Consider the following 14,906-nt stretch of genomic DNA (forward strand, 5'->3'; position numbering starts at 1 on the left):
TTTTGGAGTAATGTGCTAACGGCTGGTCTCTGTGAGACGGCGCTTCACATATGACGAGACGTGGCCGATCATGTCATCCATGTGCCGGTCCTCAAAGAAATGCCCTGATCCCTCAAGTTCCGTATGCGTGATGGTAATGCCTTTTTGTTCATGCAGTTTTTCAACCAGCCCAACCGTGTCGGCGGGCGGGGCAATCCGATCTTCGGTGCCATTGATGATCAAACCAGAAGACGGGCAGGGCGCCAAAAATGAGAAATCGTACATGTTGGCGGGGGGGGAGGCGGAAATGAAACCGGTAATTTCGGGGCGGCGCATTAACAATTGCATGCCAATCCATGCGCCAAAGCTAAACCCTGCAACCCAACAATGTTTTGAGTTGTTATTCATCGATTGAAGGTAATCGAGCGCCGCGGCCGCATCGCTTAATTCACCAACGCCTTGATCATACTCGCCTTGGCTGCGCCCGACACCCCGAAAATTAAAGCGTAGAACGGTAAAACCCATATTGTAAAATGCGTAATGCAAATTATAGACGACCTTATTGTTCATCGTGCCGCCAAATTGCGGATGCGGATGTAAAACGATGGCGATAGGCGCATCGCGATCTTTTTGCGGATGATAGCGGCCTTCAAGACGACCTTCAGGACCGGGAAAAATTACCTCAGGCATACGCTTTTTTCTCTCCTTGGCGCCGGCGGCTTATTGTTGACAGTTTATATCAACCATATTAGAACTATTCTAAATTGCTCTGCGGCGTTTGATTGGGGTTGCAGATAGTCTGTGCAGCAATGCAGGTCAATCAATTTGCGGGATGAAACGATGAAACTCAGCACGAAAGGCAGATATGCAATGGTCGCTTTGTCCGATATCGCCTTGCAACCGCAGGACGCGCTGGTGACATTGGCTGATATTTCCAAGCGTCAGAACATCTCGTTGGCTTATTTGGAGCAGCTGTTTGTAAAATTAAGGCGCTCTGGTTTGGTACAATCTGTTCGGGGGCCGGGCGGTGGCTACAAATTGGGCAAATCGCCCCATGAGATGCGGATTATTGATGTTTTGTCGGCGGTCGATGAAAAGCTGGATGCCATGCATAAAGGCGCGGGCGCCACTGGGGGGCTTTCTGGCAGCCGCGCGCAATCACTAACCAACCGCCTGTGGGAGGGGTTGAGCGCGCATGTATACGTATTTTTGCACCAGACCCGTTTATCGGATGTGATCGAGAATGATCTTATGCCATGTCCGGCGATTCCTTCGTTTTTGTCATTGGTTGATGAGGAATGAACCGGGTTTACTTAGATTATAACGCCAGTGCACCGCTGCGCGAAGAGGCGCGCGAGGCTATGGTGCACGCCATGGCGCTTGCGGGAAACCCATCTTCGGTGCATGCTGAAGGGCGTCAGGCGCGCGCTATAGTGGAAACAGCCCGCCAGCAGGTTGCCGCGGCACTGGGCGCGCAGGGCGCGGATGTTATCTTTACATCCGGCGCCACTGAAGCGGCTGGATTGGCGCTGACCGGACGCGGCATTCGCTGCGCGGATATTGAGCATGAAGCCGTGTCCTCATGGTGTCAGAGCGATTTGAGTTGCGGCTTAGATGGCGGGGTGGCTTGCCAAGCGCCCGGGGCAACGGCGCTGCAATTGGCAAATTCTGAAACGGGCATTCTGCAGCAATTGCCCGATGGTTTGGCGCTGTGCGATATGACGCAGGCGTTTGGAAAACTTCCCGTTGCGTTTCACTGGAGCGGCGCCACTATGGCGCTTGTCTCTGCGCATAAAATTGGTGGGCCCAAAGGCGTTGGCGCATTGATCGTTAAGCGCGGAACCGAGGTCGCAGCGCAAATCAAAGGCGGTGGGCAAGAAATGGGCCGCCGTTCGGGCACTGAAAACGTGATTGGAATCGCCGGTTTTGGCGCCGCGGCCGAGGCCGCACAGCGCGACTTGGCCGATGGCGTTTGGGAGCAAGTTGAAAAACTTAGAAACATTCTAGAAAAGGCGGTTGCACAATCCGCTTCGGAGACTATTTTTGTAGGTCAGGGTGGTCGCAGATTGCCCAATACGAGTTACATGATTTCGGAGGGTTGGCGCGGGGAAACCCAAGTGATGCAAATGGATTTGGCGGGGTTTTCAGTCTCTGCAGGCTCTGCCTGTTCGAGCGGAAAAGTAAAACGCAGCCGGGTTTTGCAAGCCATGGGGTTTTCAGCTGAGCAAGCAGCCTGCGCGCTTCGAGTGAGTTTGGGGCCGCAGAATAAACAAGAAGATATCGAGCGCTTTGTCGAGGTTTGGGGCGCTCATCAACATCGGTTACAAGGTCGCCGCCGTAGCGCCTAGCCAATAATAAGGAGGCCAAAATGGCTGCTTTGGATCAAATGGACGTCAAAGAGGGTGTCGATCAGGAAACTGTTGACGCGGTGCGCGAAGTTGGCGGTGCCTATAAATACGGGTGGGATACCGAGATTGAAATGGAATACGCCCCGAAAGGCGTGAACCCTGATATCGTGCGGCTGATCTCGGAAAAGAATGATGAACCGGACTGGATGACCGAGTGGCGTTTGCAAGCTTTTGCCCGCTGGGAGCAAATGCAAGAGCCGGATTGGGCGATGGTCAGCTACCCGAAAATAGATTTTCAGGATCAATATTATTACGCGCGCCCCAAATCAATGATTGAAAAGCCAAAATCGCTGGATGAGGTGGATCCAAAGCTTTTGGCAACGTATGAAAAGCTGGGGATTCCGTTGAAGGAACAAATGATCTTGGCCGGAGTGGAATCCGATCAAGAGGTTCCCGCCGAGGGCCGTAAAGTGGCAGTTGATGCGGTGTTTGACAGCGTTTCTGTGGGCACCACGTTTAAAGAAGAGCTGAAAAAAGCGGGTGTGATCTTCTGTTCGATCTCCGAAGCGATCAAAGATTACCCCGAATTGGTGCGCCAATATCTTGGCTCGGTTGTGCCGGTGTCTGACAATTACTATGCGACGTTGAACAGCGCTGTATTTTCGGATGGTTCATTCGTTTACATTCCACCGGGCGTGCGCTGCCCGATGGAGCTGTCTACCTATTTTCGCATCAATGCGGAAAATACCGGTCAGTTTGAACGCACACTGATCATCGCCGATAAGGGCGCCTATGTCAGCTATCTGGAGGGCTGCACGGCCCCCAAGCGGGACACCACGCAATTGCACGCGGCGGTCGTTGAGTTGGTGTTGCTAGAAGATGCCGAAATTAAATATTCGACGGTTCAAAACTGGTTCCCGGGCGATGAGGAAGGCAAAGGTGGCATTTACAACTTTGTGACCAAACGTGCAGATTGCCGCGGCGATCGCGCCAAAGTCATGTGGACGCAGGTTGAAACCGGGTCGGCCGTGACTTGGAAATACCCCTCTTGCATTCTACGCGGTGATGAAAGCCAGGGCGAGTTTTATTCGATCGCGATCGCGAACAATCACCAGCAGGCGGATACTGGCACAAAAATGATCCATTTGGGTAAAAACACAAAATCTCGGATTGTCTCGAAGGGGATCTCTGCAGGCGTGGCGCAAAACACCTACCGTGGGCAGGTTTCAATGCATCCCAAGGCCAAAAACAGCCGTAATTATACGCAATGCGATAGTCTGTTGATCGGTGATAAATGCGGGGCGCATACGGTGCCTTACATCGAGGTGAAGAACAATTCTTCGCGCGTTGAGCATGAAGCGACCACGTCAAAGGTTGATGATGATCAGCTGTTTTATTGTCGACAGCGCGGAATGGATGAAGAAGAGGCTGTCGCGCTGGTTGTGAATGGCTTTTGTAAAGATGTTTTGCAGGCTTTGCCGATGGAGTTTGCGATGGAAGCGCAGCAATTGGTTGCGATCAGTCTGGAAGGCTCGGTGGGCTAGCCGCGCCGTTGTGGCGATCCGGGGCAAGCTGCGTGCGATGAAAACGTTAGATCGGGTGTGTCAGAGTGGAAGAACAAACCCGTTAATCAATCAATTTGAGGTAAGAGATGTTAGAAATTAAAGATCTTCACGTGTCGTTGGAAGAAGAAGATAAGCAAATTTTAAAAGGCGTGAATTTAACGGTTGAAGCGGGCAAAGTGCACGCGATCATGGGGCCGAACGGATCTGGAAAATCCACTTTGTCTTATGTCTTAAGCGGTAAGGATGGCTATGAGGTGACGGGCGGAAGCGCGGCATTAGATTCGGTTGATCTGCTTGAAATGGACCCTGAAGAGCGCGCGGCTGCCGGCTTGTTTTTAGCCTTCCAATACCCGGTTGAAATCCCCGGCGTTGGAAATATGACGTTTCTACGCACCGCGGTGAACGCCCAACGCAAGGCACGGGGCGAAGAAGAAATGAGCGCTGCCGAGTTTTTGAAACTTGTCCGCGCCAAGGCGAAAACCCTGAAAATCGATGCAGATATGCTGAAACGGCCAGTGAATGTTGGGTTTTCTGGGGGTGAGAAAAAACGCAATGAGATTTTGCAAATGGCGATGTTGGAACCCAAAATGTGTATTTTGGATGAAACCGATAGCGGGTTGGATGTGGATGCGATGAAACTGGTCGCCGAAGGCGTGAATGCTCTGCGCGACGAAGGCCGTGGCTTTTTGGTGATCACGCATTATCAACGTTTGCTGGATCATATCAAACCGGATGTTGTTCACATCATGGCAAACGGGCGGATCGTAAAAACAGGTGGTCCCGAATTGGCGCTGGAAGTGGAGAATAACGGTTACTCTGATATTTTGGCGGAGGTTGCTTAATGGCCTTGCCACAAGTCAAACTGGGTGCATTAGAGGCGCGTCTATCTAGGATGCAGCCAATCGATACGGGCTGGAGTGCTTCGGCCCGAGCTGCGGCGCTCAACACTTTAAATGCGATGGGATTGCCCGACCGGCGCGATGAATATTGGAAATATACCAACCCCGCGGCGTTGGTGGCGCCCGAGGCTGCGCCGGCTCAGGTTTTAGGTCTGCCCGAAGCGGCGCTTTGCGGTGATCTCGAGCGCCTTAAAATTGTGTTCGTTGACGGGGTGTTTGACCCCGAGGCTTCGGATGATTTGATTGGCTCTGGGGTTCAAATCGACCGGCTGGCCGCCTGTCAAGATTTAGATTTGCATTGGGCAAAGCCGGTTTATGGATCCTTAGAGGCGCAGGGGCAGGTTCCGGTGGAACGGCCTTTGGCCGCGCTTAACACCGCGTTTGCGAGCGATGGTGTATTGATCCATGTCACCGCTGCGGTAAAGCCCATTTTAAATATCGTGTACCGACATGAAAATCCGCTATCCGATGTGATGCTGCACCACCTGATCAAGCTTGAACCAAACGCGTCTTTGACGTTGGTTGAAAACGGGCCTGTCGCCGCGCGCAGCAATTTGGTGATGGAGGTTGAGGTCGCGGATCAAGCGCAATTCCATCACATACGGGCGCAGGGCCGCGATCATGAACAACGCTGCTGCAGCAGCATCTTCGCTTCTTTGGGCCGGGAAAGCGTTTTCAAATCATTTACCTTAACGGTGAATGGCGTTTTGACCCGCAATGATTGCGTTTTGAGCTTGAAGGGTGATGATGCGGTTGCGCATGTTGCAGGAGCCTGCGTGGGGGATGGGGCGTTTCATCATGATGATACGGTTTTTATCACTCATGATGCGGTGAATTGCGAAAGCCGACAGGTGTTCAAAAAAGTCTTGCGGAACGGGGCTGTTGGCGTTTTTCAAGGCAAAATCCTTGTCAAACCTGGCGCGCAAAAAACCGATGGTTATCAGATTAGCCAATCGCTTTTGCTGGATGAAGACAGCCAATTTCTGGCCAAGCCTGAGCTGGAAATCTACGCAGATGACGTGATTTGCTCGCATGGGTCCACCTCGGGTGCGATTGATGAAGATGGGCTGTTTTATCTGCGCTCGCGCGGTGTTCCCACGCCGCTGGCGGTGGATATGCTGACTTTGGCGTTTCTCGCAGAAGCGCTTGATGAAATTGACAATGACATATTGTCAGCCACTATGCTTGAGCAATTAGAGGCGTGGCTGGCTCGGCGGCGCAGCTAAGCATGTCAATGTTGCGAAATATCGTAAGAAGCTACACCAAGCCAGGCCAAGTGGTGAGCGATTTGTTGCAAGCGGGCCCGCGTGAAGATCGCGCCTTGGCGTTTTTGGCCGCCGGTTGCGTATTGGCCTTTCTGGCGCAATGGCCGGGCCTCGCCCGACAAGCGCATCTTGAAGAAAAAGCTTTGGACATGCTGTTGGGGGGCGCGCTGTTTGGCTGGTTCTTTTTGGCCCCGTTGATGTTTTACATACTGGCCTTGCTGGTGAAATGGGTCTGGGGCGTTTTTGGGCCATCATTGTCGGCCTATAGCGTTCGCGTTGCTCTTTTTTGGGCGTTTTTAGCCGCCGCGCCCTTGATGTTATTGCATGGGCTGATCACAGGGTTTTTTGGTCAAACTTGGATTAAAGAAGCCGTTGGCTTTGTTTGGTTCGCGGTGTTTCTTTGGTTTTTGGCGGCGGGGCTGCGCGCGGCGCGGTCGGTGGCCCCATGACGGGTAGACTGATGATAAAGCAGCTTTTTCAAGATAGTTTTTTAAAGCCCAGAGAAGCGGCGCAAGAGGTGATTGCGTTCAACCTGTCTTATGATGCGATCTTTTCTTTGTTTCTGGCGATGGTTTGCGCCAGCACCGCTTTGATGTTCACCATTGATTTCATTTTGCCGCAAAGCGCCGAGGCGGTTGAGATCCTTGGCGTACCTTGGAAAATTTGCGTTGTCATTTTTGTTGTGACAACCGCGGTCGCGTTTGGCATTGCTTGGATTGGCGAGAAGCTGCAGGGCTTGGGTGATTTTAAATCAATTATGGCGCTGATGGCCTGGATGCAGGTGCTACAATTTGCATTGCAAATTATATCCTACCTCTTTTTACTCACCATGCCACCGGTTGCGGCCTTTTTTCAACTGGCGCTGATTGGGTGGTCATTTTGGATTTTTATCACCTTTATCGATGTGGCCCATGGGTTTGACAATATGATCAAGGCAACGTTCGTTTCCCTGCTGGGCAGCATGCTCGGGGTACTGAGTTTGGCGATGCTAACCACTTTATTTTTCTTGGGAACCTAAACTGTTATGACCTTTGATATCGCCTCTATTCGCGCAGATTTTCCAATTTTAAGCCGTGAAGTAAACGGAAAGCCTTTGGTGTATTTGGACAATGGCGCTTCGTCGCAGAAGCCTCAGGTGGTGATCGATGCGGTGACGCAAGCTTACGCGTATGAATACGCGAATGTGCATCGTGGCCTGCATTATCTTAGCAATCTGGCAACCGATAAATATGAAGCGGTGCGCGGCGTTGTGGCGCGGTTTTTAAACGCCGGCGCTGAAACTGAGATTGTGCTCAATTCGGGCACGACAGAAGGCATAAACGCTGTGGCCTACGGTTGGGCAATGGAAAATTTAACCGCAGGCGATGAAATTATCCTTTCGGTGATGGAGCATCATGCCAATATCGTACCCTGGCATTTTTTGCGCGAGCGCTATGGGGTGGTGTTGAAATGGGTCGATATCGACGCGCAGGGCAATTTGGACCCGCAAGCGGTTATCGATGCCATATCCGAGCGCAGCAAGCTGATTGCGATCACGCATATGTCAAACGTGCTGGGCAGCGTGGTGGATGTGAAAACCATTTGTCATCATGCCCGCAGCAGGGGTGTTCCTGTGCTTGTTGACGGCTCGCAGGCGGCGGTGCATCACGCTGTTGACGTGCAAGATATCGGATGTGATTTTTACGCGATCACCGGGCATAAACTCTGCGGCCCGTCAGGGTCGGGGGCGATTTTTATGCGCGCTGAACGGATGGCGGAAATGCGCCCCTTTATCGGCGGCGGCGATATGATCAAAGAAGTTCATAAAGACAACGTGATTTATAATGATCCGCCGATGATGCTTGAGGCTGGGACCCCCGGCATTGTGCAAACCATCGGATTTGGTGTAGCGCTGGATTACATGATGGGCATCGGGTTTGAGGCGATTCAGGCGCATGAAAAGACGCTTACCGATTATGCGCAATCTCAGTTGGGCAGTTTGAATTGGCTGACCCTGCAAGGCGCAGCGCAGGATAAGGGTCCGATTTTCAGCTTCACTTTGCAGGGGGCCGCGCATGCGCATGATATTTCGACGATCCTGGATCGAAAAGGCATCGCGGTGCGGGCAGGCCAGCATTGCGCGGGACCTTTGATGGAGTTCATGGGCGTCACCGCCTCATGCCGGGCGTCTTTTGCCTTTTATAACTCGCTCGAAGAGGTTGACCGCTTGGTGGATGGGCTGCATTTGGCGCATGATCTTTTGGTCTGATTGATCTCGCTAAACGGCGAAAAAATAAGCCAAGCGCTTTTCGGTTGGGCAGCCCCCGGTTTGATAAAGCTTTGATTTTTGGGTTTCGGGGGGGGGGCAACTTCTGAGAGCATTACGTGGGTTTTGAGGTGACTATTTCCTATGAAATGGTCATGCCAGATATCGAATGAGGGCGTTTTATACATCCTTTTTTACATCCGTAGATTTGCGCATTGGCCGATTTTAGAAACCAAAATGCGCGGCGCTACTTCATTGTTCGGTTTTGCTGTTGCAGTTGCGTTAGGGTGAAACGGGCTGCCATAATTCTGCACCTGTTGATCGGTTTGAATTCACTGCGCTTGACACTTTTTTGATATCCAAACTCTTATCAGAAACCGGCTTCATAAGCTTTGATGCGCCTTTTCCCTGCTCGCCCAGCCAAAGGGGCCAGTCCTCGGGCTCAAGGATCACAGGCAATCTGTGATGGATCTGTGCCATTTTGGGATTGGCAATGGTGGTTACGATTGCACAGCTGGTTATTTCGGCGCCATTCAACTGCCAGTTTTGCCATATCCCCGCCATTATAAGCGGGCTGCCATCCGAGCGCATGACGCGGTAGGGCACCGGCTTTTGACCTGCAACGCGCTGCCATTCATAAAACCCGTCTGCGGGGATTAAACAGCGTCTTGATCGACAGGCCTCTTTAAATGCCGGTTTTTCAGCGATCGTTTCTGATCTTGCGTTGATTAGCAAAGGGCCTCCCGCCATTGTTTTGTACCATTTTGGTATAAAACCCCAGCGCATTGGTTTGAGTTGTCGCATTCCGTCGGCCGCAATAAGCGTATGAATAAGGGTAGTGGGGCAGACATTGTAATTGGGCGTGCTTGGCAGGTCATTTGCGGGCGTTGCGTGAAACAGGTTGACCAGCGCGTCTTGCGGTATGGTGATGGCAAACCTTCCACACATCTCAGTCCCCTCTCTTTAACAAAAACTGTCTCTGCCCGAAAAATTTTAGCTGACGCGCCCGTTTAATGCCAGTGGCGGTATGAGCCAGCGAGCATTGCAAATGCTGCATGGCGGCAATTCTAACTTGGATGATGTTGCTCATGCAGAAAGTGCCTAATTAGGCGGCAATTCAAGCAATGGAGAATGAGATGCTTAGACAAATATTTAAATCATTGATCGTGGCACGCCAAGCCAGTGCTGCTTTTGAAACGCTCAGCCATTTAAGCGATCATCAGCTGCAAGATATCGGCTTCACCCGCGCAACCTATGTGAACGAAATCAAAGCTCAAGTTTTGGCTGAAATGGATGCTGCGGATGAAGAAAAAGCCGTCCAAATGCAGACAAATCCAAATTTGGTAGGGGCTGTTTAAGGGCCTTGTTGCAAGGATCCTAACGGTTCCGTCAAGAAGGGGCTTTCTTGATCTATTCGATATTGAGGATACCGTATAAATCAAATGGCGCCCTTCGAGAAGCGGTCGAGAAGACGCGATATCGGCTCACAAACTGGCCCGGCTGTAATAAAAGCCTGCATCAGCGCGGCGATGTGACAATTTGGCTGAGCCGTGAGGTGGAAACCGCATCGTGCGCAGGGCGCCGCAAGACGCGAGGCGGTCAGACAGTCTATTTGGGGTCAGGCAATCCTGACCTGCTTGAGGTGGCGTATAAACAGCTGCTGCGCCAGCGCGACGGGTTTTTGCACTGCCTGTTTAAGCTCATCGGTGTAGAATGTCCGCCTGCCTCATTTTTTTACCTTTTCACGCTGCGGGTCTGAGCTGATATTGGTGATGAACTCGCGTGCTGACGCGGATGGCGCGACCCAAGTTTTGGTATATAATACGGGCCTTAAAATATTTGACGCAGGCGAGTAGATATAAAATAAGCATAAAATAAAACCTAAACGCAAATCTTGGCGTAAGCGGCATCTTGGGGCAGGCGAGGTAATTGGGCGCGCTTGGCAAGTCACTTTTAGGTGGTGTATGAGACAGGATGCCCAGTGCCCTTTGTGCTTTGGTGATGGCAAGCCTTCCACCTAATGCAGGATACGGCGATATTTTAGAGCATAATCTGCATTTAATCAGCGCGGATAAACAGTGTTGCCCTTTGAAAGGTTGGTGGGTCTTTTTCGTCAGAATTTAGGGCGTTTTTGACCCTAATAAGTAAAATGATCCGTTCTAATACTCGCTGCGTTTAACTGGGCAGAGCTTACCCAAATTTCAAGCAAAAAGGCAGGGATCATGACAGCAACAGATCAGTTTGGCTTCGGAACTCAGATTAGAAAATCTCCTTATTTTGACGCCACAGTTCGCTGGGGGGCAAAAGGGTTTTCGGTTTATAATCATATGTATATCCCCCGTGACTTCGGAGACCCTGAGCAGAATTTTTGGAATTTGGTGAACGAAGCAATCCTATGCGATGTCGCCGTTGAACGGCAGGTCGAAGTGACAGGGCCTGATGCGGCAGCGTTTGTGCAACTGTTAACCCCCCGCGATCTTTCCAAAATGGCGGTGGGTCAATGTAAATACATTCTTATCACAAATGCCGATGGTGGGCTGTTAAACGATCCAATTCTTTTGCGACTGGCAGAAAATCATTTTTGGATTTCCTTGGCGGATAGCGATATTTTACTCTGGGCGCAGGGGGTGGCCGTACATTCTGGCTTGGATGTAAGTATTTGTGAGCCGGATGTGTCCCCGTTACAATTGCAGGGCCCCAATTCTGGGAAAATCATGAAGGCTTTGTTCGGAGAATCTATAGAAGATCTGCGCTATTATTGGCTGCGCGAGCTTGAGCTTGAGGGCATTCCACTGCTTGTGTCACGCACCGGCTGGTCAAGCGAATTGGGTTATGAGATTTACCTCAGGGATGGGGCCTATGGAAGTGAGCTTTGGGAGCGCATCATGGCCGCTGGCGCTCGGTTTGGTCTGAAGCCGGGGCACACGTCTTCAATCCGGCGCATCGAAGGGGGAATGCTATCTTATCATGCGGATGCGGATATTCACACGAACCCGTTTGAACTGGGTTTAGACCGGTTGGTTAACCTGGATATCGAGGCGAATTTTATTGGTAAATCTTCGCTGCGCCGTATCAAGGCCAAAGGGGTAGAGCGCAAACAAGTTGGTTTGGTTTTGGATGGCGCGCCTTTGACGGGACCCAATACCAGTTTTTGGGCCATTACAGATAAGGGAAAAACGATTGGCAAGGTGACCTCTGCGGTTTTCTCGCCGCGCTTGCAGAAAAATATTGCGCTTGCGATGGTGTCTGTAGATCGTACTGCCTTGGGAACTGAGCTGCGTGTTCTTGCGGGGGCGGAGCAGCGCACCGCATTGGTGGTTGAACGGCCATTTTTTGACCCGAAGAAAAAGATCACGGCCGCCGCGCTCTCAAATTGAACACTCTGTACAAAGCCAAGCTGCCCTTTAAAGCTTGCTTTGGCTATGCGGATGCACCGGCCAATCGGAGCAATTCTTTAGGCCAGCAGTCTCGCTCGCTTGGGACAGCCGATTGGTATGGTTTTCATGGTGTGATCCGTGGCAATATGGGGTGTACATTTTAGTGGCTAGACTCGCTCTCCTCCCAAACAGAGAGCCTAGCCACTAATGTCTCAAGCCTGACATGACGAGACGATGCAACACAACTCAAGCTGCGTTAAAGCGACAGTAATAGCTTAATTATTAAGCAACACAAGAACTTTTAGATTTGCATAGAATGCATATCGGCAATGCAATCTTGTGCATTGCTGACAGAGGCTGGTTTTCGCTATTAAATGGTCAGCAAGTTTCTCCTCCCATTAATTTGCTATTGTTGAAAATTCTCCTCCCAGATGTTTTCAATTTTTTTGGCAGTGCTTTTTAGCACTGCCTTTTTTTTTGAACGGAGGCAGCGCGCGCCGTCCGCGATCGTGACGCTACTTTTTCTGGGGTGCTTTTATGCCGGTTTTCAATATTTAGCTTGGGCGGTGCAAAATTTGCGCAAAAGCGCCAAATCAAAACCTGCCGCGTGATGTTCTTTTCGGCCAGAAAGCAATTACAGAAGCAAAATATGGGTTGCCTAAATATCCGCAAATTTTGACGCGTAGCGTTAAATTCGCCCTTTTCCTGTAGGAAGGCAGCATCAACCATCCTGCGGGCGGTTTTTTGCCGTTAAGAACGTGGTTTACCCGTTGCGATGGCGTATGAACGCGGCGGGGTTACGCATCTCAGAAGCCTTGGTATGGGCACTGCTCAAGCGGTTTTGAACGCGATATGCGCGTGCACTTCCCCTAATTTCAGCCCGTATTTTTTGATTTTTGCGCAAGCTCTAATGCCTCGGTGGTGGCCTCAAGAGACAGTAAAATTGAAGCATGGCGGTTTTTAAATTGAGCTGCGGGGTGCAAAACCTCAAGATCGTTAAACGGATCTGCAGGTATCGGGCCATCTGCGGTTAACATGGCCTGCAATTCTGCGCAGGCCACCCGAACTTGCATGGCGCTGCAGCCGATGATGGCTTTGGCGGTGATGCACGCGGCGGCCTGTCCCAACGCGCAGGCCTTTACGTCTTGGGTAAAGGCAGCCACGCGCCCTTCGCAGAGTTGGAGTTCAACACTCACGCTGGATCCGCAGAGGGGAGAACGTTTTTTTGCGCGAGCTGTCACATGCTCAAGCTCTGCATAATGTGGTAAATCGGCCGCCAAGGCCAAAATCTTTTTAGAGTATAATTTTATCAGATCTGGGTCGCCCGGCATAGTCTTTCCCTTTTTCCCGCAACACAATACATAAGGCGAAGCAGCGCAGAAGCAAAGGTTTGTAAGAATGGAATTTAACGTTGAGGAACTTGCATTTAACGAAGATGGCTTGATTCCAGCGATTGCGCAGGATGCCAATAGCAACGAAGTGCTGATGATGGCTTGGATGAATGCCCAGGCGGTAAAGCTCACGCTTCAAACAGGGCGGGTAACCTATTGGTCCCGCTCGCGTCGCGCGATGTGGGTGAAAGGCGAAACCTCGGGGCATATCCAGAAGCTGGTTGAGCTTCGCGTAGATTGTGACCGCGATTGCCTGCTGTTGTTGATTGATCAAACTGGGCCTGCGTGCCATACGAATCGCCGCAGTTGCTTTTACATCACCGTGCAGGATGGTGCAGAGCATGAACGCTTGCCGATTCTGTTTTAAGGCGCTGAAAATAAACGCTCTGTGATATCTTGGGCAGAGTGGCCGGCTTTTCGCAAACTGCTGAGCGCTTCAGAATCGCTGCGTTTTGCCAAGCGTTTGCCCGTTTCATCCCTTATCAAGGAATGGTGGTGATAACGAGGGGTCGGAATATTCAGCAATTGTTGTAACACGACATGAATTTGCGTCGCGGCGTTCAGATCTGCGCCGCGCACCACATCGGTGATGTTTTGCGCATCATCATCTATGACCACGGCAAGATGATAGGCTGCCCCCTGATCCTTTCTGCGCAGTACCACGTCTCCAACCTGCGCAATAAGCGCCTCTGCTTTGAGCGTGATCCGTTTCGAATGCTGCTCGCCAAATTCTTCATAGGTCACGGGTTTTTGTAGGGCTTTAACGGCTTTGCGCATATCCAAGCGCAGCGCGTCGCCGGGGCGGGCCTGCGACAGGCTGCGATGGCGGCAGGTGCCAGGGTAGATGCGGCCATCGGGCCCAAATTCGGGCACGCCTTCTTGGGGGGCTGCTGCGGCTTGCGCAATATCGGCCCGGTTGCAACAACACGGATAGATCAATCCGGCGCGTGCCAGCGCATCAAGCGCTCTTTGATAAGTGTCGGTTTCCTGCGATTGAAACCTAACAGGCTCGGGCCAAGCCAGTCCAAACCAGTGCAGATCATCGAAAATTTTCTGCGTCCATTCTGGTTTTGAACGGCTGTGGTCTAGATCGTCTATCCGAAGCAGCCAAAGCCCGTTTTTTACCTTGGCCAGTCTGTGGCCATATAAGGCAGAATACGCATGACCAAGATGCAGCGGGCCCGTGGGTGAGGGGGCAAATCTGGTTCGAAACGTCACAATTTTTCAAGAATATAAATATTGGAATTGATTTTTTGTTTTGGCAGATGGTCGCCGTAATCCTTCAAATGCAGCGCCGCTTGACCCTGTTTTACATAATTCTCAACCCGCCCGTCATAAGCAGGGTCTTCCAACGTGTGATCATTGAATGAAAACACCAATAGCCCTTTTGGAGCCAATAGAGCCATAATTTGATCCAATACGGCGAGCGGTGCGGCGCCGGCGCCAATCACACCAACCGCGGCAATAATGTTATAAGCCCCCAGTTTCACGTCCGGGCCGGTTTCGGGCGCAAACACCTCCAAGCGCCGATAGATTTTTTTTTGTGCTGCAACCTCCAGCATTTCATCCGAAATATCCACCCCGTCGATCGTAAGGAACCCCGCCTCTTGAAACGCCTGCCCAGAAATGCCCGTGCCGCATCCATAATCGAGGATGGGTATGCTCAGATCTTTTACATGCCGCGCCAGCGCCTCGGCAATTCTCAGCGGTGTGATATAGCCGTTTTCGCCGACTTCCTGATCATAGCTCTGTGCCCATTGGGCGTAAAAGGGCCGCAAATCGGTGCTGTCAGCGCTGTAAATTTTATCGAGATATGTTTTCGTCATGCCGTAAGTTA

At 51.4% G+C, this 14,906-nt stretch carries 18 protein-coding genes; 13 read left to right on the forward strand and 5 right to left on the reverse strand.

Annotated elements, in window-relative coordinates:
• Positions 1 to 15: 15 nt before the first annotated feature.
• Positions 16 to 669: an alpha/beta hydrolase gene (locus UM181_12720; protein WQC62179.1), complete on the reverse strand. Its 654-nt coding sequence runs from the start codon at positions 667 to 669 to the stop codon at positions 16 to 18.
• A 150-nt stretch (positions 670 to 819) separates the two neighbouring features.
• Between UM181_12720 and UM181_12725 the strand changes: the two genes are divergently transcribed.
• From UM181_12725 to UM181_12760, 8 genes are all read left to right on the forward strand, one after another.
• Positions 820 to 1,281: an Rrf2 family transcriptional regulator gene (locus UM181_12725; protein WQC62180.1), complete on the forward strand. Its 462-nt coding sequence runs from the start codon at positions 820 to 822 to the stop codon at positions 1,279 to 1,281.
• The gene (locus UM181_12730; GenBank protein WQC62181.1) at positions 1,278 to 2,327 is read left to right on the forward strand and encodes an aminotransferase class V-fold PLP-dependent enzyme; all 1,050 of its coding nucleotides are present in this window, start codon (positions 1,278 to 1,280) and stop codon (positions 2,325 to 2,327) included. The genes UM181_12725 and UM181_12730 overlap by 4 nt, the downstream gene beginning before the upstream one ends.
• Positions 2,328 to 2,347: 20 nt before the next feature.
• Complete coding sequence (gene sufB, locus UM181_12735) at positions 2,348 to 3,871, forward strand: Fe-S cluster assembly protein SufB (protein ID WQC62182.1); 1,524 nt, start codon at positions 2,348 to 2,350, stop codon at positions 3,869 to 3,871.
• 107 nt (positions 3,872 to 3,978) lie between these two features.
• On the forward strand, positions 3,979 to 4,734 hold the full coding sequence (gene sufC / locus UM181_12740) for a Fe-S cluster assembly ATPase SufC (protein WQC62183.1): 756 nt from the start codon (positions 3,979 to 3,981) through the stop codon (positions 4,732 to 4,734).
• Positions 4,734 to 6,017: a SufD family Fe-S cluster assembly protein gene (locus tag UM181_12745; GenBank protein WQC62184.1), complete on the forward strand. Its 1,284-nt coding sequence runs from the start codon at positions 4,734 to 4,736 to the stop codon at positions 6,015 to 6,017. Before sufC ends, UM181_12745 begins: the two co-directional genes overlap by 1 nt.
• A gap of 53 nt (positions 6,018 to 6,070) precedes the next feature.
• A complete protein-coding gene (locus UM181_12750; GenBank protein ID WQC62185.1) occupies positions 6,071 to 6,505 on the forward strand; it encodes a YIP1 family protein in 435 nt (144 codons plus the stop codon).
• Between the two features lie 11 nt (positions 6,506 to 6,516).
• Entirely contained in the window at positions 6,517 to 7,074 is a 558-nt protein-coding gene (locus tag UM181_12755) for a YIP1 family protein (protein ID WQC62186.1), read from the forward strand.
• Between the two features lie 6 nt (positions 7,075 to 7,080).
• Positions 7,081 to 8,304 (forward strand): cysteine desulfurase, encoded by a 1,224-nt coding sequence (locus UM181_12760; GenBank protein WQC62187.1) that lies wholly within the window; start codon positions 7,081 to 7,083, stop codon positions 8,302 to 8,304.
• Positions 8,305 to 8,583: 279 nt separating this feature from the next.
• On the opposite strand, the gene UM181_12765 is transcribed toward UM181_12760, so the two are convergent.
• On the reverse strand, positions 8,584 to 9,249 hold the full coding sequence (locus tag UM181_12765) for an SOS response-associated peptidase (protein WQC62188.1): 666 nt from the start codon (positions 9,247 to 9,249) through the stop codon (positions 8,584 to 8,586).
• A 188-nt stretch (positions 9,250 to 9,437) separates the two neighbouring features.
• On the opposite strand from UM181_12765, the gene UM181_12770 reads away from it, so the two are divergent.
• The 4 genes from UM181_12770 (at position 9,438) to UM181_12785 (ending at position 11,842) form a co-directional block, all read left to right on the forward strand.
• The gene (locus UM181_12770; protein ID WQC62189.1) at positions 9,438 to 9,659 is read left to right on the forward strand and encodes a DUF1127 domain-containing protein; all 222 of its coding nucleotides are present in this window, start codon (positions 9,438 to 9,440) and stop codon (positions 9,657 to 9,659) included.
• A 47-nt stretch (positions 9,660 to 9,706) separates the two neighbouring features.
• Positions 9,707 to 10,060 (forward strand): transposase, encoded by a 354-nt coding sequence (locus tag UM181_12775; protein WQC62190.1) that lies wholly within the window; start codon positions 9,707 to 9,709, stop codon positions 10,058 to 10,060.
• A gap of 463 nt (positions 10,061 to 10,523) precedes the next feature.
• Entirely contained in the window at positions 10,524 to 11,678 is a 1,155-nt protein-coding gene (locus UM181_12780) for a glycine cleavage T C-terminal barrel domain-containing protein (protein ID WQC62191.1), read from the forward strand.
• Positions 11,675 to 11,842 (forward strand): hypothetical protein, encoded by a 168-nt coding sequence (locus UM181_12785; GenBank protein ID WQC62192.1) that lies wholly within the window; start codon positions 11,675 to 11,677, stop codon positions 11,840 to 11,842. Before UM181_12780 ends, UM181_12785 begins: the two co-directional genes overlap by 4 nt.
• A 711-nt stretch (positions 11,843 to 12,553) precedes the next feature.
• Here the strand turns inward: UM181_12785 and UM181_12790 are convergent.
• A complete protein-coding gene (locus UM181_12790) occupies positions 12,554 to 13,009 on the reverse strand; it encodes an iron-sulfur cluster assembly scaffold protein (GenBank protein WQC62193.1) in 456 nt (151 codons plus the stop codon).
• A 67-nt stretch (positions 13,010 to 13,076) separates the two neighbouring features.
• Between UM181_12790 and hisI the strand changes: the two genes are divergently transcribed.
• Positions 13,077 to 13,436 (forward strand): phosphoribosyl-AMP cyclohydrolase, encoded by a 360-nt coding sequence (gene hisI / locus UM181_12795; protein ID WQC62194.1) that lies wholly within the window; start codon positions 13,077 to 13,079, stop codon positions 13,434 to 13,436.
• Here the strand turns inward: hisI and gluQRS are convergent.
• Positions 13,433 to 14,287, reverse strand: coding sequence for a tRNA glutamyl-Q(34) synthetase GluQRS (gene gluQRS / locus UM181_12800; protein ID WQC62195.1), 855 nt, complete (start codon positions 14,285 to 14,287; stop codon positions 13,433 to 13,435). The genes hisI and gluQRS overlap by 4 nt on opposite strands.
• The gene (locus UM181_12805) at positions 14,284 to 14,895 is read right to left on the reverse strand and encodes a class I SAM-dependent methyltransferase (protein ID WQC62196.1); all 612 of its coding nucleotides are present in this window, start codon (positions 14,893 to 14,895) and stop codon (positions 14,284 to 14,286) included. The genes gluQRS and UM181_12805 overlap by 4 nt, the downstream gene beginning before the upstream one ends.
• Positions 14,896 to 14,906 lie beyond the last annotated feature (11 nt).

This window comes from Alphaproteobacteria bacterium US3C007, from assembly GCA_034423775.1.
Lineage (GTDB): Bacteria > Pseudomonadota > Alphaproteobacteria > Rhodobacterales > Rhodobacteraceae > Thalassovivens > Thalassovivens spotae.